This is a genomic window from Xylophilus ampelinus, from assembly GCF_003217575.1.
Taxonomy (GTDB): Bacteria; Pseudomonadota; Gammaproteobacteria; order Burkholderiales; family Burkholderiaceae_C; genus Xylophilus; species Xylophilus ampelinus.
Window position 1 is genome coordinate 59,056 of record NZ_QJTC01000014.1, and the last position, 19,214, is coordinate 78,269.

A 19,214-nucleotide genomic window follows, 5' to 3' on the forward strand; every position below is an offset into this window, starting at 1 on the left:
GCGCCGTCAGGAGCAAGTCCAAAGTCGGGGCCGACGGGCCGGCCGGTGCGGCGGCGCACCTCGGCGGCAGCGTCGGACAGCACGGTCGCCGAGCGCCGGCGTGTCGGCATATGCACGCTATCGAAAGGCCGATCCACCGGCTGTGGCGGCGTGCGCATCGAACGTCGTCGACGCTGGTGCCGCGCCGGTCCGGTAACTGTCCTGCAGCGCCGCCTGCAGCGCATCCAGCGCGGCCGACCGGTAGCCGCTGCGCCGCACCAGCAGGGTGTCGACCGTGCAGAGCGGATGCAGCCGCAGTTCGGGCGGCACGCGGGTCATCGCCAGCACCGAGCGGGGCACCACGGCCACGCAGGTGCCGGCCGTCACGCAGGCCAGGATCGCGTGGTAGGAACCCAGTTCCAGCAGCTGCATCGGCCGGGGCCGGGGCCCCAGCCAGGCCTGGGCGATGCGGCGGTAGGTGCAACCGGCTTCGAAGGCGGCCAGCGTGCCGGGCTGCACGTCGGCGGGGCCTGCTATCGGCGGATGGCCGGCCGGCAGGGCCAGCATTAGTTCTTCCACGTAGAGCGCCACCGCGTCCAGCCCCGGGCCGGGCGGATCGCCTGGCGGCCAGGCGACCAGGATCGCGTCGAGCGCATGCGCTTCCAGGCGGTCGATCAGCTGTTGACTGGAGGCGATGGCGAGTTCCAGCGCCACGTCCGGCCACTGCCGGTGGAAATGCGCCAGCGGCCCGGGCAGCCGGCTGGCGGCGGTGCTCTCCATCGAGCCCAGGCGCAGCCGACCGGCGGGCTGCGCCGGGCGCATTGCCTGGCGGGCCTCCGCGGCCAGGGCCAGCAGACGGTCGGCATAGCCGAGCAGGGTGCGGCCCTCGGCCGTAAGCGCCATGCGCTTGCCTTCGCGCAGGAACAGCGCGGTGGCCAGGCTGTCTTCTAGCTGCTGCACCCGGGTCGTCACGTTCGACTGCACCCGGCCCAGCCGCTCGGCCGCGCGGGTGATGCTGCCTTCGGTCGCCACGGTGCGGAAGATTTCCAGCGCCGCCAAGTCCACTCGCATCCCCTGTAAATCTTCGATGAGGATGGATTCTATATTTTCATTCTCTTGATAAGATGGAAAGACGCCGACGTGGCGTGGGCTTTACCCGTTCTTCCCGTGCCGCTTCCCTACATCTTCCGCATCCGCCCCGACCGGCCCCTGCACATCGCCATCGCGGGCACCGCCACCCTGGCGGCTGCCCTGGGCATCGGCCGTTTCGCCTTCACACCGCTGCTGCCGATGATGCTGCACGACGGCGTGATCGACTTGGCCGCCGGCAGCTGGCTGGCGACCGCCAACTACATCGGCTACCTGGTCGGGGCCTTGCTTTACATGGCCCTGCCCTGGTTGAGCCGCCGGCTCGGCCGGGCGGTACCGGGTGCGGTGCTGGCGCGCGGCGGGCTGGTGGCGACGGTGCTGCTGACGCTGGGGCTGGCGCTGCCCTGGCAGGACGGCTGGCCGACGCTGCGGTTCACCGCCGGAGTGGTGAGCGCGATGGTGTTCCTCTCGACCTCGCACTGGTGCATGGGCCGGCTGTCCGCGCTGGGCACGCCGGCGCTCGGCGGGTTGATCTTCTGCGGGCCGGGGCTGGGCATCGCGCTGACCGGTCTGTCGGCCAGCGCGATGGTGGCGGCGCACCAGAGCGCGGCCACCGGATGGGCGGTCTTCGGCGGGCTGGCCGCACTGCTGACCGCCTTCGTCTGGCCTGTGCTGGGGCGCGGCGGCGAGGCCGGTCCGGCCGGCGGGCCGGCGAACGGTACGCCGGCGGCGCCCGCACCGTCGCCGGCCGCCGAGCGGGCGCTGCTCGCCATCGCCTACGGGCTGGCCGGCTTCGGCTACATCGTTACCGCCACCTTCCTGCCGGTGATCGCCCGCACCGTGCTGCCGGCCGGTTCGCCCTGGCCCGACCTGTTCTGGCCGATGTTCGGCGGCGGCGTGGCGCTGGGTGCCCTGCTCTCGACCCGCGTGGCCCAGGCCCGCGACCGGCGCCTGCTGCTGGCGGCGTGCTACCTGGTGCAGGCCGCGGCCATCGTCCTCGGCATGGTGTGGCCGGGTCCCGCGGGGTTCGCGCTGGGCAGCCTGCTGCTTGGCCTGCCCTTCACCGCAATCACCTTCTTCGCGCTGCAGGAGGCCCGCCGCGAATGGCCCGCCGCCGGTGCGAGCTTCACCGGCCTGCTGACGGCCCTCTACGGCATCGGCCAGATCGCCGGGCCGCCCCTGGTGGCGCTGCTGCTGTCGCATGCGGCCTCGCGGGCCGAGGGATTCCACTGGGCGCTGGCGCTGGCGGCCAGTTCGCTGGTGCTGGGGGCGGTGGTGTACGGGGTGATGTGGAGGCGTTGGCCATTACAGGTCCGCACGCGCGCTGCCGGCGCTGCCTGAATTCCTGCGAGCGCAGGATTTACACGGCCGGGTCGCCGGCTGAACCGGCTATTTCCTGCGGGCGTAGGAACCGTAGACGGTCGACACGACCCGGCCCGTTTCAGCCTGCCGCGCCGCTCTCGCCCGCCAGCACCCTCGCCGTCTCCAGCGGCATCTCCAGCACGAAGCACGCGCCCGGCCCGCCATCGGGGCGGTCCTCGCAGCGGACGGTGCCGCCGTGGCGCAGTGCGATCGAGCGGACCAGGGCCAGGCCCAGGCCGACACCGCCGTCGCGCTCGCTGGCGCCGGGCAGGCGATAGAAGGGCTCGAAGATGCGGTCGCGCTGCTCGGGCGGCACTCCCGGGCCGTGGTCGCAGACGCGCAGCACCGCGCGGCCGGGGCGGCCCGGCGGGGCGGTTTCGCGCTGCAGGATCAGCGCGATCTCGCCCTGGCTGTAGCGGCGGGCGTTCTCCAGCAGGTTGCGCACCGCACGGCGCATCAGGCGGGCCACGCCGTGGACCTCCACGTCGGCGGCGTTGGGATCGACCTGCAGCTCGGCGCCGACGCGGGCGCATTCCTCGGCCGCCAGGCCGGTCAGGTCGACCGGTTCTTCGGTGCCGACGTCGGCCTCCTGCGCATCGAGTCGGCTGGCCAGCAGGATCTCGTCGATCAGCTGGTCGAGTTCGGCGATGTTGCGGGCGATCTCGGCCTTGAAGGCAGGCGACGGCGTGCCGCCCATCAGCTCCAGCCCCATACGGATGCGGGTGAGCGGCGAGCGCAGTTCGTGCGACGCGTTGGCCAGCAGGGTGCGGTGCGATTCGACCAGCGTCTCGATCCGCTCTGCCGCATGGTTGAAGCGGCGCGCCAGGAACGCGACCTCGTCGGCGCCCTGCACCGGCACCCGCGCGGCCAGGTCGCCGCGGCCCCAGCTCTCGACGCCCTGCTGCAGCCGTTCCAGCCGCCGGGTGAGCTTGCGAATGATCGGGTAGGTGGCCAGCGCCACCGCCACCGCCACCAGCCCCAGCGTCCAGAAGAAGCCGAAGGGCGGCTTGTTCCAGAAGCCGCCGGGCGGGCGCTGCAGGTGCATCGTGAGCAGCTGGCCGTCGCCCATCGTGACCACGAACTCGGGGCCGGTGCGCGGCGGCGGCGGCGGGTGCAGGTTGGGCGGAAACGGCTTGTCGCTGGGGCCGGTATCGGGTGGCGCCTCGCCGGGCGGGATGCGCCGCCGCAGGATGCCGTTGCCGACCACGCCGCCCTCGACGTTACGCACGATCAGCTCCCGCGGCGGCGGATCGGCGGCCATCTGCCAGGCCCATCCGACCAGCAGCGTCAGCACCGCCACCGCCAGCAGCACCGCCAGCCAGATGCGCACGTACAGCCGCTGCCCCAGGCGCGCCAGTGGCCCGGAGCGCGACTGGCGCGGCGGCGGTATCTCGGTTGTTTGCGCACGCATCGGCAAATCCTTTTTATTCTCGGACTCCAGCGGCATACAGGGCGCGGGATGCCCTACCGGGACCACCGCGGATCCGGCTCCGCCGGTCCGCCGGTGGTGCCCCCTGCAAGGGGGTAGGCGAAGACACGCGGTGCGCAGCCTGGGGGTATGCTCAATCCTGCTGTTTGGCGAAGACGTAGCCCACGCCGCGCACCGTCAGGATGCGCTTGGGGTTCTTGGCATCGACCTCGATCGCCGCGCGGATGCGGCCCATGTGCACGTCGATCGAGCGGTCGAAGGCCTCCAGCTCGCGGCCGCGCACCGCTTCCATGATCTGGTCGCGGCTCAGCACCCGGCCGGCCCGCTCGGCCAGCGCGACCAGCAGGTCGAACTGGTAGGAGGTCAGCTCGCAGGCCTGGTTGCCGACGGTGACCGCGCGGGCGTCGCGGTCGATCTCCAGGGTGCCGAAGCGCAAGGTGCGGGCCGAAGGGGCGGCGCCGTCGCCGCGGCGGCGCAGGATGGCGCGGATGCGGGCCAGCAGTTCGCGCGGCTCGAAGGGCTTGGGCAGGTAGTCGTCGGCACCCATTTCCAGGCCGATGATCCGGTCCATCGGATCGCCCTTGGCGGTGAGCATCAGCACCGGCACACGGGAGGCGCCGCTGGAGAGCGCGCGGATGCGGCGGCAGACCTCCAGCCCGTCGATGTCGGGCAGCATCAGGTCGAGGATCACCAGATCGGGCACCGGCCCGTCGCCCTGGACCTGCGCCAGGCCGCTCAGGCCGTCGACCGCGTGTGCGATCTCGAAGCCCGACTGGGTCAGGTACTCGCCCACCATCTCCGCCAGACGGGCGTCGTCTTCTATCATCAAAAGGCGCGTGGGACTGGGTGTGCTCATGGGTGCATGCTCGTGCCGGTGGTCGGGGGTTCGGTTGAAGGCACCGTAAAGTTGGGTAAACGGTGGTGTTCGGCGCAGGCTGGATGCTATTAAATATATAGCTTATGGTCGGCGCCGTACGCCGGGCTCGGGCCTTTTCTTCTCACATTCGGGCGCGGCTCGCCAGGGCGACCAGCACCAGCACCGGCAAGCCCAGCACGGCGGTCATCGTGAAGAAGGCGCCGTAGCCGTGCGCATCGACGTACACGCCCGAGAAGCCGGCCAGCCATTTGGGCAGCAGCAGCATCATCGAACTGAAGAGGGCGTACTGCGTGGCCGAATACCGGATGTTGGTCAGCGCCGACAGGTAGGCGATGAAGGCGGCCGAGGCGATGCCGCCGGCCAGGTTGTCGGCCGAGACCACCGCGACCAGCCCCGCCACGTCGTGCCCGCGCGTACCCAGCCAGGCGAAGAGCAGGTTGGAGAGCGACGACAGCACCGCGCCCAGCATCAGCACCCGCATCACCCCCACCCGCATCGTCAGCGCGCCGCCCAGGAACGCGCCGGCCAGGGTCATCGCCACGCCGTAGACCTTGGTGACGCTGGCCACCTCGTCCTTGGTGAAGCCCATGTCGACGTAGAACGGGTTGGCCATGATGCCCATCACCACGTCGCTGATGCGGTAGGTGGCGATCAGCGCCAGGATCAGCAGGGCCTGGCCGCGGTAGCGGCGGATGAAGTCGGCGAACGGGTCGACCAGCGCGCCGCGCAGCCACTCGGCCGCGTCGCGGGCCGGCGGCAGGCCGCGCGGTGCCGGTTCGGGCGAGAACAGCACCGTCGCGATGCCGATCGCCATCGACGCGGCCATCGCGCAATACGCGGCCGACCAGGCGCCCGGCTGGTAGCCGGCCGGGCCCGCCGTCTCGGCCCGCGCCGCGATCCACAGCGCGCCGGCGCCGGCCCAGATCATCGCCAGCCGGTAGCCGGTCTGGTAGGTCGCGGCCAGGGCCGCCTGCCTGTCGACGTCGGCCGATTCGATCCGGAACGCATCCAGCGCGATGTCCTGCGTGCCCGAGCCGAAAGCCACCGCCAGCGCGCACCAGACCACCGGCCCCAGGTCGGCCCGCGGATCGTGCAGCGCCATGCCCACCAGGCCGGCCACCACCACGCACTGCGCCAGCAGCAACCAGCTGCGCCGGCGGCCGAGCGCACGGGTCAGCAGCGGGATCGGCATGCGGTCCACCAGCGGAGCCCAGACCCACTTGAACGCATAGGCCAGGCCCACCCAGCTCAGGTAGCCGATGGTGGTGCGGTCGATGCCCGCCTCGCGCAGCCAGAAGCTGAGGGTGCCCAGCACCAGCAGCAGCGGCAGCCCGGCGGTGAAGCCGAGGGCCGCCATCCGCAGGCTGGCCGGCTCCCGGTAGACGCGAAACGCCGCGCGCCACGAGCGGCGCTGCGGCGACGGCGCCACGGAAGCGGGGGAGGGCGGGGGCGCTGCGGCCGCGTTGGGGATGCTGTCCGACATGTGATCCATGGTTCTGCCTATTATTGGCCGCATGTGCCGACTTTGCGACCTCAAGACAGCCGCCCCCGCCGCACTTGCCGGCGACAGCGGCCTTTCCTCCCGCGCCTGGACCCGCCGCGGCTTCACCGCTCTGGTGGCGGCCGGCGGCGCCTCCGCCGCGCTGGCCCAGGTCGACGTCGGCCGGGGCTCTCGCCTGCGCGGCCTGGTGCCCGCCGAGACGTTGGAGCAGGCCGCCGCCCAGCAGTACCCCGAGCTGATGGCCCAGGCCCGTGCTCAGAACGCGCTGGCGCCCGACAGCCATCCGCAGGTGGTGCGGCTGCGCGCCATCTCGCAGCGGATCATCCCGTACGCCGCCCAGTGGAACGACCGCTCCCGCAACTGGAAGTGGGAGGTCAACCTGATCGGCAGCAGACAGATCAACGCCTTCTGCATGCCCGGCGGCAAGATCGCCTTCTATACCGGAATCCTCGACCAGCTGAAGCTCACCGACGACGAGACCGCGATGATCATGGGCCACGAAATGGCCCATGCCTTGCGCGAACATGCCCGCGCCCGCGTCGCCAAGACGCAGGCCACCCAGCTGGGCGTCTCGGCCATCTCGCAACTGCTCGGCCTGGGCCAGATCGGCCAGACCGTGACCGGCCTTGGCGGCGAGCTGCTCACCCTGCGCTTCAGCCGCGCCGACGAGACCGATGCCGACATCGTCGGCCTGGAGCTGGCCGCCCGGGCGGGTTTCGATCCGCAATCGGCCGTATCGCTGTGGGAAAAGATGGGCAAGACCAGCGGCACCGCCGGCGGTCCCAATTTCCTCTCCACCCACCCCTCGGGCCCCGACCGCATCCGCGAACTGCAGGCCAACGTGCCGAAGGTGGAGCCGCTGTACGAGCAGGCCAGGCGCAAGGGCTGATACACCGCCCGCGATCGAACGTTGCGCTCAGGTCCCGCCGACGTACGGATTGCTCCTGCGTTCCCGGCCGAAGGTACTCTCCGGGCCGTGGCCGGGTACGAAAACGGTGGCGTCGCCCAAGGGCCAGAGCTGGGTCACGATGCTGCGGATCAGCGCCTGCGGGTCGCTGCGGGGGAAATCGGTGCGGCCGACCGATCCTGCGAAGAGCACGTCGCCGACGAAGGCGCGGTTCATTTCAGAGTTATGGAAGACCACGTGGCCCGGCGAGTGGCCGGGGCAGTGCCGCACCTGGAACACATGCTCGCCGAGGGCGACGGTGTCGCCGCCTTGCAGCCAGCGCTGGGGCAGGAAGACGCCGGCCGGCGGGAAGCCATAGGCGCGGGCCTGCTCGGCCAGGCCGTCGATCAGGAACTGGTCGTCGGGATGCGGGCCGATCACCGGCAGACCGCGGCGGGCAACCAGCTCGGCGACGCCGCCCGCATGGTCGATGTGCGCATGGGTGAGCCAGATCTGGGTGAGCGTCGCGCCCAGTTCCTCGGCGGCGGCGATCAGCAGGGGCACGTCGCCTCCCGGATCGATCAGCACGCCTTGCATCGTGGCGTCGTCCCAGAGGAGCGAGCAGTTCTGGTGGAAGGCGGTGACTGGGAGGGTACGGTACTGGAGCATCGGCCGATTGTCGCCGTGGCGGTGCCGGCGCGGGCACCGTGGTGGCGCCCGTTCATGGGGCGAGGGCACCGGTCGGGGGCGGACAGGCGCGCGTGACGGGCAACCCGATATCGGGACGAAAGTTGCTCCAGCCGTTTCGGAATGACGGCCTTGTGCTATTTAATCGATAGCATTCGATTGTCCGGACGGAGGGCCGTCGCAGAATGAAAATTCATGGCACGGCCCTTGCGTATTTTCTTGTGTACATGTTTGGATTCTTAGCCATGGTGCACAGCGATTTCTCTTCATTCTCCGGACCGGCGGGCAGCTCGCCTGCCGTGCGGCCTGTGCCGGCCGACCTGCCGGCCCAGCCCGCGGCCGCCTGGATCGCCCGTTTCGATACCGACCTGGCCGGCGCGGCCGCGGGCCCGCTGGCCGGCCTGGTGTTCGCCGCCAAGGACAATATCGACGTGGCCGGCGTGCCGACCACCGCCGCCTGTCCCGCGTTCGCCTACACGCCGCAAACCCATGCGGCGCTCGTCGAGCGCCTGCTGCAGGCCGGTGCCGCGCTGCGCGGCAAGACCAATCTGGACCAGTTCGCCTGCGGCCTGAACGGCACCCGCTCGCCCTACGGCGCGGTGCCCAATGCGCTCGACGGGCGCTACGTCAGCGGCGGCTCCAGCTCGGGTTCGGCCTACGTGGTGGCCAGCGGCCAGGTGGATTTCGCGCTGGGCACCGATACCGCGGGCTCCGGCCGGGTGCCGGCGGGGCTCAACAACATCGTCGGCCTGAAGCCCAGCAAGGGCCTGCTCAGCGCCCGTGGCGTGCTGCCGGCGGCGCAGAGCGTCGACTGCGTGTCGATCCTGGCGCGCACCGTGGCGGTGGTGGTGCAGGTGCTGGAGGCGGCCATTGCCCACGATCCGCAGGACCCGTATTCGCGTGCGCTTCCGATGGCCCGCGCACCGTTGCCGGCCGCCTTCCGCTTCGGCGTTCCGGCGACGCTGGAGTTCTACGGCGACACCCTGGCCGAGGCCGCCTTCGCCGACGCCTGCGCGCGGCTGGAGGCCCTGGGCGGCCGTCGCGTCGCGATCGACTACGCGCCGCTCGCCGCCGCCGCCGCGCTGCTCTACGACAGCGCCCTGGTGGCCGAGCGCTACGCTGCGGTGCGCGATTTCTTCGACGGCCATGCCGATGCGGTCATCGAGCCGGTGCGCTCGATCCTCGCCGCCGGCCAGCGCTATGGCGCGGCCGACGTGTTCGACGCCCAGCACCGGCTGCAGGCCCTGGCCGCGCAGGCGCTGCCGATGTGGGAGCGGGTCGACCTGCTCTGCCTGCCGACCGCGCCGACGCACTGCACGGTGGAGGCGATGCGCGCCGCACCGGTCGCGCGCAACCGGGAGCTGGGCCGCTACACCAACTTCGTCAACCTGCTCGACTACGCTGCGCTCTCGGTGCCGGCCTGCCTGCGGCCCGACGGCCTGCCCTTCGGCATTACCCTGGTCGGGCGCGCCGGCAGCGACTGGCAGCTGGCCGACCTGGGCCAGCGCTTCCACCACGCCTCCGGCCTGCCGCAGGGCGCCACCGGCCGGCCGCTGCCGGCGCCGGTACCCGTCGCCGCGCTGCAGCCGACACCCGCCACCCACCTGGCGCTGGCGGTGGTGGGCGCCCATCTGTCGGGCCTGCCGCTCAACGGCCAGCTGAGCTCGCGCGGCGCGCGGCTGCAGGAGACTACCGTCACCACTGCGCGCTACCGGCTGCATGCGCTGCCCGGCACCGTGCCGCCCAAGCCCGGCCTGCGCCGCCTGGCCGACGGCGAAGCGGGCGGCACCGCGATCGCGCTCGAGGTCTGGCAGGTGCCGCTGGCCCAGGTCGGCAGCTTCCTGGCGCTGGTGCCGGCACCGCTGGCGCTCGGCAGCGTGGAGCTGGCCGACGGCCGCTGGGTGCACGGCTTCGTCTGCGAAGGCCACGCGCTGCAGGGCGCCGAAGACGTCAGCGCGCACGGCGGCTGGCGCGCCTACGTGGCGGCCCGCGCGGCCGCCGTTGCCCCGATTCCCACCGCTGCATGAAACACCCGATGGACACCAACCTGCCCGAGATCCTGGCCGAAGTGCAGGCCGTCTGCGCCCACTACGAGGCCGCGCTTATGGCCAACGACGTGGCGGTGCTCGACGGCCTGTTCTGGCAAAGCCCGCATACCCTGCGCTACGGCGACACCGGCAACCAGTACGGCTTCGAGGCGATCCGCGCGTTCCGCGCCGCGCTGCCGGTGCAGAGCCCGCCGCGCACCGTGCTGCGCCACGTGGTCACCACCTACGGCCGCGATTTCGCGACCAGCAACCTCGAGTTCCGCCGCGAAGGCGGCGACGCCGAAGGCCGCCAGAGCCAGACCTGGGTGCGCATGGCCGACGGCTGGCGCGTGGTGGCGGCGCATGTGAGCCTGCTGTGAGCGGCCCGGCGCCGACCGTGTCTAATTCCTTCTCTCTCGTTTTCTTCCTCGTCCCCCTCAGGAGCTTTCCATGACGCACTCCTTCTCTTCCGCTTCCCGCCGCGATTCCCTGAAGACCCTCGTTGCCCTGGGGGCCGCCGGCACGCTCGGCGCCTGGGGCACGGCGGCCCGCGCCCAGAAGCCGCTGACCGTCGGCGTGGTCTATGTCGGTCCGCGCGACGACTACGGCTACAACCAGTCGCACGCGCAGGCCGCGGCCGAATTGAAGAAGATGCCCGGCGTGAAGGTGGTCGAGGAGGAGAACGTGCCCGAGACCTCCGCCGTGCAGAAGGCGATGGGCGGCATGATCGCCCAGGACGGCGCGCAGCTGCTGTTTCCCACCTCGTTCGGCTACTTCGATCCGCATGTGCTGGCGGTTGCGGCCAAGAACCCCGACGTGCGCTTCGCCCACTGCGGCGGCCTCTGGACCGAGGGCAAGCACCCCAAGAACGTGGGCAGCTTCTTCGGCTATATCGAGGAGTGCCAGTTCTTGAACGGCGTGGTGGCGGCGCACGCCACCAAGAGCGACAAGATAGGTTTCGTCGCGGCCAAGCCGATTCCGCAGGTGCTGCGCAACATCAACGCCTTCACGCTCGGCGCGCGCTCGGTCAAGCCGGGCATCACCTGCCACGTGATCTTCACCGGCGACTGGTCGCTGCCGGTCAAGGAGGCCGAGGCCACCAACAGCCTGGCCGACCAGGGCGTGGACGTGTTCACGATGCACGTCGACGGCCCGAAGGTGATCGTCGAGACGGCCGCCAAGCGCGGCAAGTCGGTCTGCGGCTACCACGCCAGCCAGGCCAAGCTGGCGCCGCAGGCCTACCTGACGGGTGCCGAATGGAACTGGATCACCGCCTACCGGGCTTTCGTCAACGCCGCGCAGTCGGGCAAGCCGCATCCCAACTTCCTGCGCGGCGGCCTGAAGGACGGTTATGTGCGCATGTCGGCCTACGGCCCGGCCGTGAGCGAGGCCGCGCGCAAGCAGGCCGATGCGATCAAGGCGAAGATGATGGCGGGCGGCTTCGACATCTTCACCGGCGGCCTGAAGGACAACCGGGGCAAGGTGGTGGTGCCCGCCGGCAAGAATTACGGCCAGACCGACATCGAACTGGAGAAGATGAACTACCTCGTCGAAGGCGTGGTGGGCAGCATCTGACCGGGGCACGACAGGCATCCATGTCCCTGCGCGAGACTTCCCGAGATATCGCCCTGCCGGTGCTGGCGGTGGGCGCCGCGCTGCTGCTGTTCGGCGCGCTGGCGGGGCTCGGCGGCGCGTCGCCGGTGGAGGTGTGGCGCACGCTGTTCACCGGCGCCTTCGGCAGCGCCTTCGCCTGGCAGAACACGCTGCAGCGCGCGGCCCCGCTGATGTTGGCCGCGCTGTGCGTGGCGATCCCGGCGCGCGCCGGGCTGATCGTGATCGGCGGCGAGGGCGCGCTGGTGCTGGGCGGCCTGGCCTGCGCGGTGCTGCCGCAGTGGCTGCCGCTGCCGGCCAACATCGCCGGCACCGCGGTGCTCTGCGCCGCCGGCGCGCTGGTCGGTGCGGGCTGGACGGCGCTTGCCGGCTGGCTGCGCCAGGCGCGCGGCGTCAACGAGACCATCGGCAGCCTGCTGCTCGCCTACGTGGCGGTGGGCCTGTTCCGCCACCTGGTGGAGGGGCCGCTGCGCGATCCGGCCAGCCTCAACAAGCCCTCCACGCCGCCGCTGGCCGAAGGCTTGCTGATCGGCGGCATCGGCGGCTCCGACGTGCACTGGGGCCTGGTGCTGGGCGTGCTGGCCTGCGTGGGCCTGGGCCTGTGGCTGCGCGGCACCGTGTCGGGCTTCGCGGTGCGGGTGGTGGGCGGCAATCCGCGCGCGGCACAGCTGGTGGGCCTGCCGGCCACCCGACTGGTGCTGCTGGCCTGCGCGCTGGGCGGCGCCTGCGCGGGCCTGGCCGGCGCGGTCGAGGTGACGGCGGTGCACGGCAGCGCCAACGCGGCGCTGATCGCGGGCTACGGCTACGCCGGTATCCTGGTGGCCTTCATCGCGCGGCACAACCCGCTGGCGATCGTCCCGGTGGCCATCGTGTTCGGCGGTTTCGGCGCGGCGGGCAGCCTGCTGCAGCGCCGCCTGGGCATGCCCGACGCGTCGATGCTGGTGCTGCAGGGCATCGCCTTCGTGTTGATCCTGGCCAGCGAGACCTTGCGCGGCCACCCCTGGGCCTGGCCCGGGCGCGGCGTGCCGGCGGCACGGGAGAAGGCGGTGGCCCCATGATCCCCCGCCCGGCCGCCCCGACGGGAGTTCGCACCGCAGTGCGCGGCACGGAGGTGCTTCGATGACCGCCGACCAGTGGACCGTGCTGCTGGCCGCCATCTTCGGCGGCGCGCTGCGGGTGGGCGTGCCCTTCCTGTTCGTGAGCCTGGGCGAATGCCTCACCGAGACATCGGGTCGGATCAACCTGGGCCTGGAGGGCGTGCTGGTGCTGTCGGCGATGGCCGCCTTCGGCGGCGCCTGGGCCAGCGGCTCGCCGTGGACGGGCGTGCTGGCCGGCGCCTGCGCGGGCGGCCTGCTGGCCACGCTGCACGGCCTGCTGTGCGCCCTGCCGCGGGTGAGCGACGTCGCGGTCGGCATCGCGCTGATGCTGCTCGGCACCGGGCTGGCGTTCTACCTGGGCAAGCCGCTGATCCAACCGCAGGCGGCGCAGCTGCCGGCGCTGGCGCTGGGCGCGTGGAGCGAGGTGCCGGCGGTGCGCCAGGCGCTGCTGATCAATCCGCTGCTGCCGCTGGGCATTCTGATGGCGGTGGCGATGTGGTGGGGGTTGGCGCGCACCCGCGCCGGGCTGCTGGTGCGGCTGGCGGGCGATTCGGCCGACGCGGCGCGGGCGCTGGGCTATCCGGTGGCGGGCGCGCGCATCGCGGCCACCGCGCTCGGCGGATGCATCGCGGGGCTGGGAGGCGCCTCGCTCACGCTCTTCTATCCCGGCAGCTGGAACGAGGGCATCTCCAGCGGGCAGGGCCTGATCGCGGTGGCGCTGGTGATCTTCGCCCGCTGGAGCCCGCTGCGCTGCGTGGGCGCGGCGCTGATTTTCGGCGGTGCGGGGGCGATCGGCCCCGCGCTGCAGTCGGTCGGCATCGGCTGGGGCTACCACCTGTTCAATACCGTGCCGTACGCGCTGACGCTGCTGATCCTGGTCGTCACCTGCCGGCCCGGCCGCGCGGTGCCGGGGCAGCCGGGCGAGTTGACCTCGGCGTATTCCACTTCCTCCTCTTCCCATTGACGACGATCGGACACCTTCCATGAGCGGAATCGGCGGACTCAACAAATCGGCGCACGGCGTGGTCGTGGGGCTGGTGCAGCTGCAACTGCCGGTGGTGCGGACGCCCGCGCAGCTGGCGGTGCAGACGCTGCGCATCTGCGAGCTGGTGGGCAAGGCCCGCCGCAACCAGCAGGCGATGGACCTGGTGGTGTTCCCCGAATACGCGCTGCACGGCCTGTCGATGGACACCGACCCCGCGATCATGTGCCGCCTCGACGGCCCCGAGGTCGCGGCCTTCCAGGCGGCCTGCATGGAGCACCGCATCTGGGGCTGCTTCTCGATCATGGAGGCCAACCCCGGCGGCAACCCCTACAACAGCGGCCTGATCATCGACGACACCGGCGCCATCCGGCTCTACTATCGCAAGCTGCACCCGTGGGTGCCGGTCGAGCCGTGGGAGCCGGGCAACCTGGGCGTGCCGGTCTGCGACGGCCCCAACGGCAGCCGCCTCTCGCTGATCATCTGCCACGACGGCATGTTCCCCGAGATGGCGCGCGAGGCCGCGTACAAGGGCGCCGACATCATCCTGCGCACCGCCGGCTACACCGCGCCGATCCGCCACGCCTGGAAGATCACCAACCAGGCCAACGCCTTCTGCAACCTGGCCTACACCGCCAGCGTCTGCATGTGCGGCAGCGACGGCAGCTTCGACTCGATGGGCGAGGGCATGTTCTGCAGCTTCGACGGCACGGTGATGGTCGAGGGCGGCGGCCGGCCGGACGAGATCATCACCGCCGAGCTGCGGCCCGACCTGGTGCGCGAGGCCCGTACCGGATGGGGCGTCGAGAACAACCTCTACCAGCTCTACCACCGCGGCTACGTGGCGGTGCGGGGCGGCGCCCAGGACTGCCCCTACACCTACATGCACGACATGGCCGCCGGCCGCTACCGCCTGCCCTGGGGCGACCAGGTGCAGGTGACCGACGGCAGCGGCTGCGGCTTCGCGCCGCCCACCCGGGCCTACCGCGGCTCCGAAGAGCATCCCCTCGTTCCCGGCCCGCAGGAGCCTGTCCGATGAGCGCCACTACCATCGCCACTACCACCAACAGCCTCGCGGCCACCGGCACCGCTGCCGCCCGCTACGTCCCGGCCCAGCCCTACCCCTGGCCCTACGACGGCGCGCTGCGGCCCGACAACACCGCGCTGGTCGTGATCGACATGCAGACCGACTTCTGCGGCAAGGGCGGCTACGTCGACGTGATGGGCTACGACCTGTCGCTGACGCAGGCGCCGATCGCGCCGATCGCCCGGGTGCTGGCCTGCATGCGCGCCCAGGGCTTCATGGTGATCCACACCCGCGAGGGCCACCGTCCCGACCTGTCGGACCTGCCGGCCAACAAGCGCTGGCGTTCGCGCCAGATCGGCGCGGGCGGCACCGGCATCGGCGACGACGGCCCCTGCGGCCGCATCCTGGTGCGCGGCGAGCCGGGTTGGGAGATCATCCCGGCGCTGGCCCCGCTGCCGGGCGAGACGGTGATCGACAAGCCCGGCAAGGGCTCTTTCTGCGCCACCGACCTGGAGCTGATCCTGCGCACCCGCGGCATCGCCAACCTGGTGCTGACCGGCATCACCACCGACGTCTGCGTGCACACCACGATGCGAGAGGCCAACGACCGCGGCTTCGAATGCCTGGTGCTGTCCGACTGCACCGCCGCGACCGACCGCGGCAACCACGACGCCGCGCTGAAGATGATCACGATGCAGGGCGGCGTCTTCGGCGCGCACACCACCTCGCAGGCCCTGCTGGACCTGCTGCAGGCCGGCGAGCCGGCGAACCGCGCATGAGCGCCGCCCCGATCGGCGGCCTGCCGGTGCGCACCGGCGCGCTGGCGCTCTCCACCTATCGCCTCACCAAGCGCTTCGGCGCCTTCACCGCGCTCGACGATGTGTCGCTCGACGTGGCGCCCGGCAGCGTGCATGCGCTGCTCGGCGAGAACGGCGCCGGCAAGAGCACCCTGGTCAAGTGCGTCGCGGGCTTCCAGCGCGCGGAGGAGGGCAGCCTGCTGCTCGACGGCCGCGAGCACGAGGTGGCCAGCCCCGCCGCCGCGCGGGCGCTGGGCATCGGCATGGTCTACCAGCACTTCACGCTGGCGCCCGGCATGAGCGTGGCCGAGAACCTGCTGCTGGCCGGCGGCCAGGTGCCCGGCCTGATCGACTGGCGGGCTCGGCGCGCCGCGCTGCAGGCCTTCCTGGCCACCACGCCGTTCCGCCTGGACCTGGACGCCCGCCCGGCCGAGCTGGCAGCCGGCGAGAAGCAGAAGCTGGAGCTGCTCAAGCAGCTCTACCTGCGCCCCCGGCTGCTGATCCTGGACGAACCCACCTCGGTCCTCACCCCGCAGGAGGCCGACGAGGTGCTGGGCCATGTGCGGGCCATCGCACGCAGCGGCGCCTGCAGCGTGCTGCTGATCACCCACAAGTTCCGCGAGGTCGAGGCCTATGCCGACGCGGTGACCGTGCTGCGCCGCGGCCGCGCGGTGCTGCACGGCCGGGTGGCCGACACCCGCAGCGACGCCCTGGCGGCCGCCATGATGGGCGAGGATGCCGTTTCCGAATCAAAAGTGCCTGTAGCCGGCTTGGAAAGACGACCGGCAGCTATAAAAATCATAGCAGACGGCGCGCCGTTGCTGCTGCAGGTAGAGGGCCTGGCCGCGCAGGGCGACCGCGGTACCCGGGCGCTGCACGGCATCGACTTGGCGGTGCGCGCCGGCGAGATCCTGGGCGTGGCCGGCGTGTCGGGCAACGGCCAGCGCGAGCTGGTCGAGGCGCTGGTGGGTCAGCGGCCGCGCCTGGCCGGCCGCGTGCGGGTGGCGGGCGAGGACTGGCGCGCCCGCCGCGCCGAGAATCGCCGCCTGCGGGTGCGCAGCCTGCCCGAGGAGCCGTTGCGCAACGCCTGCGTGGCCGACCTGAGCGTCGCCCAGAACATGGCGCTGCGCGACTTCGACCAGGCTCCGTATGCCCGCGCCGGCTGGCTGCGCACAGCGGCCTGGCGCCGCCGCGCCCGCGAATGGATCGCCGCCTACGGCGTCAAGACCCGCGGCGAAGACGCGCCGATCCGCAGCCTCTCCGGCGGCAACGTGCAGCGCGCGGTGCTGGCCCGCGAGCTCGACGGCGACATCCGGGTGCTGATCGCCGCCAACCCGGTCTTCGGCCTCGACTTCGCCGCGGTACGCGACATCCATGCCCGGCTGCGCGGCGTGCGCGACGCCGGCGGCGCGGTGCTGCTGGTCAGCGAAGACCTCGACGAACTGCTCGCCCTGTCGGACCGCATCGTGGTGATGAGCGAAGGCCGCATCGTCTTCGAGACCCCGGCCGCCGCCGCCGACCGCCGCCAGCTCGGCGCCCACATGGCGGGCGGCCACTCGCCGGCCGCGCCGGTCCCTTCGGAACCTTCCTCGCCGCCCGTTTCGCCATGACCGACGACACCCTCACGCTCGACGCGAATCCCTTCGCCTACCGCTTCGTGCCGGCCCGCACCGCGCTGGTCGTGATCGACATGCAGCGCGATTTCCTGGATCCGGGCGGCTTCGGCGCGGCGCTGGGCAACGACGTGGCGCGGCTGCAGGCCATCGTGCCCGCTTGCGCCGCGGTGCTGCGGGCCTGGCGTGCCGTCGGCGGCATGGTGGTCCACACCCGCGAGGCGCACCGGCCCGATCTGTCGGACTGCCCGCCGGCCAAGCGGCTGCGCGGCGCGCCCGCGCTGCGCATCGGCGACGCGGGGCCGATGGGCCGCATCCTGGTCGCGGGCGAGCCGGGCTGCGAGATCGTCACAGCGCTGGCGCCGCTGAACAGCGAGACGGTGATCGACAAGCCCGGCAAGGGCGCCTTCCACGCCACCGGCCTGAAGGCGCTGCTGCAGCAGCGCGGCATCGGCCACCTGCTTTTCATGGGCGTGACCACCGAGGTCTGCGTGCAGACCAGCATGCGCGAGGCCAACGACCGCGGCTACGACGGCCTGCTGCTGGAGGACTGCACCGAGAGCTATTTCCCCGCCTTCAAGCAGGCCACGCTGGAGATGCTGCGCGCCCAGGGCGCCATCGTCGGCTGGACGGCGCCCAGCGCCGCGCTGCTGGCGGCACTGCCCGCTGTTCGCTGAGCACCGTCCGGCACTACCATCGGCTCCGTGCAGACCACTCCGCTCCCCACTCTTCCGCCCGCGCCTCGCCGCTCCCGCGCCGAGGAGGTGCATACGCTCCTGAAGCGCGACATCGCCGATTTCCGGCTGGTGCCCGGCGACCGCTTCACCGAAAGCGAGATCAGCGAGCGCCTGGGCGTGTCCCGCACGCCGGTGCGCCAGGCGCTGTTCCAGCTCCAGCAGGAGGGCTTCGTCGAGGTGCTGTTTCGCAGCGGCTGGCGGGTGCTGCCTTTCGATTTCGAGCAGTTCGAGCAGTTCTACGACCTGCGCCGCGTGCTGGAGACCGAGGCGGTGCGCCGCCTCTGCGCCCAGGACCCCCGGTCGGACCGCGGCCAGCTGGACGAACTGGCCGCCTTCTGGCTGGTCGCCCCCGAGGCCCGCAGCACCGACCGCGACGAGGTGGCGGCGCGCGACGAAGCGTTTCACTGTGTCCTGGTGGCTGCCGCCGGCAATGCCGAGATGGCGCGGGTACACCGCGAGGTGACCGAGCGGATCCGCATCATCCGCCGGCTCGACTTCACCCAGGCGCCGCGCATCATCGCCACCTACGACGAGCACTCCGCGATCCTGCAGGCGGTGCTGGCCGGCCACGCCGGTACGGCCAAGCGGCTGCTGCAGAACCACATCGCCGCCAGCCAGGCCGAGGTGCGCAAGATCACGCTGCACCAGGTGCACCTGGCGCGCACCGCCTCCAACACGACCCCGTGAGCCGCGCCCCCGTTCCTTTCCCCTACAGAGTGAAGTCGTAATCCACCGTCACCGGCGCATGGTCCGAGAATTTCACGTCCTTGTAGATCTGCTCGGTGCGGGCCAGGGCGGCCATCGCCGGCGTGGCGAGGTGGTAGTCCAGCCGCCACCCCACGTTCTTCGCATAGGCCTGTCCCCGGTTGCTCCACCAGGTGTAGGCGGCCTCTGTCGCGTCGGGCTGGAGCTGACGATAAACGTCCACCAGGCCGCCGCCTTCGTCGGTCAGGTGCAACACTTTTGTCATCCAGGCGCGCTCTTCGGGCAGGAAGCCGCTGCTTTTCTGGTTGCTTTTCCAGTTTTTCAGGTCGGCCTGCTGGTGGGCGATGTTGATGTCGCCGCAGAGGATGAATTCGCGCTCGGCCTTGAGTCGCATCAGGTGCGGATGGAAGTCGGCCAGAAAGCGGAACTTGGCCGCCTGCCGCTCTTCGCCCGAGGAGCCGCTGGGGAAGTAGCAACTGATGATCGAGAGCTTGCGGGCGGGCGTGTCGAAGCGGGCTTCGAGGTAGCGGCCCTCGGCGTCGAACTCGTCGCCGCCGTAGCCGATGCGCAGGTCCGACGGCGTATGGCGGGTGTAGATGCCGACGCCCGAGTAGCCCTTCTTCTGCGCGAAGTGGAAGTGGCCCTGGAGCCCGGCCATCTGCTCGAAGCGGCCGGCCACGTCGGCCGCCTGGGCCTTGACCTCCTGCACGCAAATACAATCCGGCGCGGTGGCCGCGATCCATGCTTCCACGCCTTTGGTGGCCGCCGACCGGATGCCGTTGAGGTTCAGGCTGGTCAATTTGAACAA

The 19,214-nt window shown here is 71.6% G+C and carries 18 protein-coding genes; 12 read left to right on the top strand and 6 right to left on the bottom strand.

Annotated elements, in window-relative coordinates:
• Window positions 1-117: 117 nt before the first annotated feature.
• Window positions 118-1,044, bottom strand: a complete 927-nt coding sequence (locus tag DFQ15_RS10480) for a LysR substrate-binding domain-containing protein (protein ID WP_110465933.1) — start codon at window positions 1,042-1,044, stop codon at window positions 118-120.
• Between the two features lie 102 nt (window positions 1,045-1,146).
• On the opposite strand from DFQ15_RS10480, the gene DFQ15_RS10485 reads away from it, so the two are divergent.
• Window positions 1,147-2,409, top strand: a complete 1,263-nt coding sequence (locus DFQ15_RS10485) for a YbfB/YjiJ family MFS transporter (protein ID WP_233504408.1) — start codon at window positions 1,147-1,149, stop codon at window positions 2,407-2,409.
• Between the two features lie 100 nt (window positions 2,410-2,509).
• Here DFQ15_RS10485 and DFQ15_RS10490 read toward each other — a convergent pair whose 3' ends face one another.
• The 3 genes from DFQ15_RS10490 to DFQ15_RS10500 form a co-directional block, all read right to left on the bottom strand.
• Window positions 2,510-3,841 (bottom strand): sensor histidine kinase, encoded by a 1,332-nt coding sequence (locus DFQ15_RS10490; RefSeq protein WP_110465969.1) that lies wholly within the window; start codon window positions 3,839-3,841, stop codon window positions 2,510-2,512.
• A gap of 151 nt (window positions 3,842-3,992) precedes the next feature.
• Complete coding sequence (locus DFQ15_RS10495; protein WP_110465934.1) at window positions 3,993-4,715, bottom strand: response regulator transcription factor; 723 nt, start codon at window positions 4,713-4,715, stop codon at window positions 3,993-3,995.
• Window positions 4,716-4,857: 142 nt separating this feature from the next.
• Window positions 4,858-6,219, bottom strand: a complete 1,362-nt coding sequence (locus DFQ15_RS10500; RefSeq protein WP_110465970.1) for an AmpG family muropeptide MFS transporter — start codon at window positions 6,217-6,219, stop codon at window positions 4,858-4,860.
• A gap of 31 nt (window positions 6,220-6,250) precedes the next feature.
• Between DFQ15_RS10500 and DFQ15_RS10505 the strand changes: the two genes are divergently transcribed.
• The gene (locus tag DFQ15_RS10505; protein WP_110465935.1) at window positions 6,251-7,126 is read left to right on the top strand and encodes a M48 family metallopeptidase; all 876 of its coding nucleotides are present in this window, start codon (window positions 6,251-6,253) and stop codon (window positions 7,124-7,126) included.
• 27 nt (window positions 7,127-7,153) lie between these two features.
• Here the strand turns inward: DFQ15_RS10505 and DFQ15_RS10510 are convergent, their stop codons facing one another.
• Window positions 7,154-7,792 carry an MBL fold metallo-hydrolase gene (locus DFQ15_RS10510; protein WP_110465936.1) on the bottom strand — a complete coding sequence of 213 codons (639 nt, stop codon included), beginning with the start codon at window positions 7,790-7,792 and terminating at the stop codon, window positions 7,154-7,156.
• Between the two features lie 263 nt (window positions 7,793-8,055).
• Here DFQ15_RS10510 and atzF point away from each other — a divergent pair, with 263 nt between their 5' ends.
• The 10 genes from atzF (at window position 8,056) to DFQ15_RS10560 (ending at window position 18,388) form a co-directional block, all read left to right on the top strand.
• The gene (gene atzF / locus DFQ15_RS10515; protein ID WP_110465937.1) at window positions 8,056-9,837 is read left to right on the top strand and encodes an allophanate hydrolase; all 1,782 of its coding nucleotides are present in this window, start codon (window positions 8,056-8,058) and stop codon (window positions 9,835-9,837) included.
• 8 nt (window positions 9,838-9,845) lie between these two features.
• Window positions 9,846-10,217: an oxalurate catabolism protein HpxZ gene (gene hpxZ, locus DFQ15_RS10520; protein ID WP_110465938.1), complete on the top strand. Its 372-nt coding sequence runs from the start codon at window positions 9,846-9,848 to the stop codon at window positions 10,215-10,217.
• A 70-nt stretch (window positions 10,218-10,287) separates the two neighbouring features.
• Window positions 10,288-11,412, top strand: coding sequence for a BMP family ABC transporter substrate-binding protein (locus DFQ15_RS10525; protein ID WP_110465939.1), 1,125 nt, complete (start codon window positions 10,288-10,290; stop codon window positions 11,410-11,412).
• Window positions 11,413-11,432: 20 nt separating this feature from the next.
• Window positions 11,433-12,506: an ABC transporter permease gene (locus DFQ15_RS10530; protein ID WP_374941022.1), complete on the top strand. Its 1,074-nt coding sequence runs from the start codon at window positions 11,433-11,435 to the stop codon at window positions 12,504-12,506.
• Window positions 12,507-12,567: 61 nt separating this feature from the next.
• The gene (locus DFQ15_RS10535) at window positions 12,568-13,509 is read left to right on the top strand and encodes an ABC transporter permease (RefSeq protein ID WP_110465940.1); all 942 of its coding nucleotides are present in this window, start codon (window positions 12,568-12,570) and stop codon (window positions 13,507-13,509) included.
• Between the two features lie 19 nt (window positions 13,510-13,528).
• Entirely contained in the window at window positions 13,529-14,566 is a 1,038-nt protein-coding gene (locus DFQ15_RS10540; protein WP_110465941.1) for a formamidase, read from the top strand.
• Entirely contained in the window at window positions 14,563-15,333 is a 771-nt protein-coding gene (gene biuH / locus DFQ15_RS10545) for a biuret amidohydrolase (protein WP_110465942.1), read from the top strand. Before DFQ15_RS10540 ends, biuH begins: the two co-directional genes overlap by 4 nt.
• The gene (locus DFQ15_RS10550; RefSeq protein WP_110465943.1) at window positions 15,330-16,961 is read left to right on the top strand and encodes an ABC transporter ATP-binding protein; all 1,632 of its coding nucleotides are present in this window, start codon (window positions 15,330-15,332) and stop codon (window positions 16,959-16,961) included. The genes biuH and DFQ15_RS10550 overlap by 4 nt, the downstream gene beginning before the upstream one ends.
• Window positions 16,958-17,641, top strand: a complete 684-nt coding sequence (locus tag DFQ15_RS10555) for a cysteine hydrolase family protein (protein ID WP_110465944.1) — start codon at window positions 16,958-16,960, stop codon at window positions 17,639-17,641. Before DFQ15_RS10550 ends, DFQ15_RS10555 begins: the two co-directional genes overlap by 4 nt.
• A 27-nt stretch (window positions 17,642-17,668) precedes the next feature.
• Window positions 17,669-18,388, top strand: a complete 720-nt coding sequence (locus DFQ15_RS10560; protein WP_199399854.1) for a GntR family transcriptional regulator — start codon at window positions 17,669-17,671, stop codon at window positions 18,386-18,388.
• A gap of 22 nt (window positions 18,389-18,410) precedes the next feature.
• Here the strand turns inward: DFQ15_RS10560 and DFQ15_RS10565 are convergent, their stop codons facing one another.
• Window positions 18,411-19,214, bottom strand: a complete 804-nt coding sequence (locus DFQ15_RS10565) for an exodeoxyribonuclease III (RefSeq protein WP_110465972.1) — start codon at window positions 19,212-19,214, stop codon at window positions 18,411-18,413.

Coding starts and splice junctions, on each gene's coding strand:
- DFQ15_RS10540 (WP_110465941.1), top strand. CDS start 13,529: ATGAGCGGAATCGGCGGACTCAACAAATCGGCGCACGGCGTGGTCGTG.
- atzF (WP_110465937.1), top strand. CDS start 8,056: ATGGTGCACAGCGATTTCTCTTCATTCTCCGGACCGGCGGGCAGCTCG.
- DFQ15_RS10535 (WP_110465940.1), top strand. CDS start 12,568: ATGACCGCCGACCAGTGGACCGTGCTGCTGGCCGCCATCTTCGGCGGC.
- DFQ15_RS10555 (WP_110465944.1), top strand. CDS start 16,958: ATGACCGACGACACCCTCACGCTCGACGCGAATCCCTTCGCCTACCGC.
- biuH (WP_110465942.1), top strand. CDS start 14,563: ATGAGCGCCACTACCATCGCCACTACCACCAACAGCCTCGCGGCCACC.
- DFQ15_RS10530 (WP_374941022.1), top strand. CDS start 11,433: ATGTCCCTGCGCGAGACTTCCCGAGATATCGCCCTGCCGGTGCTGGCG.
- hpxZ (WP_110465938.1), top strand. CDS start 9,846: ATGGACACCAACCTGCCCGAGATCCTGGCCGAAGTGCAGGCCGTCTGC.
- DFQ15_RS10495 (WP_110465934.1), bottom strand. CDS start 4,715: ATGAGCACACCCAGTCCCACGCGCCTTTTGATGATAGAAGACGACGCC.
- DFQ15_RS10525 (WP_110465939.1), top strand. CDS start 10,288: ATGACGCACTCCTTCTCTTCCGCTTCCCGCCGCGATTCCCTGAAGACC.
- DFQ15_RS10490 (WP_110465969.1), bottom strand. CDS start 3,841: ATGCGTGCGCAAACAACCGAGATACCGCCGCCGCGCCAGTCGCGCTCC.
- DFQ15_RS10510 (WP_110465936.1), bottom strand. CDS start 7,792: ATGCTCCAGTACCGTACCCTCCCAGTCACCGCCTTCCACCAGAACTGC.
- DFQ15_RS10505 (WP_110465935.1), top strand. CDS start 6,251: ATGTGCCGACTTTGCGACCTCAAGACAGCCGCCCCCGCCGCACTTGCC.
- DFQ15_RS10550 (WP_110465943.1), top strand. CDS start 15,330: ATGAGCGCCGCCCCGATCGGCGGCCTGCCGGTGCGCACCGGCGCGCTG.
- DFQ15_RS10500 (WP_110465970.1), bottom strand. CDS start 6,219: ATGTCGGACAGCATCCCCAACGCGGCCGCAGCGCCCCCGCCCTCCCCC.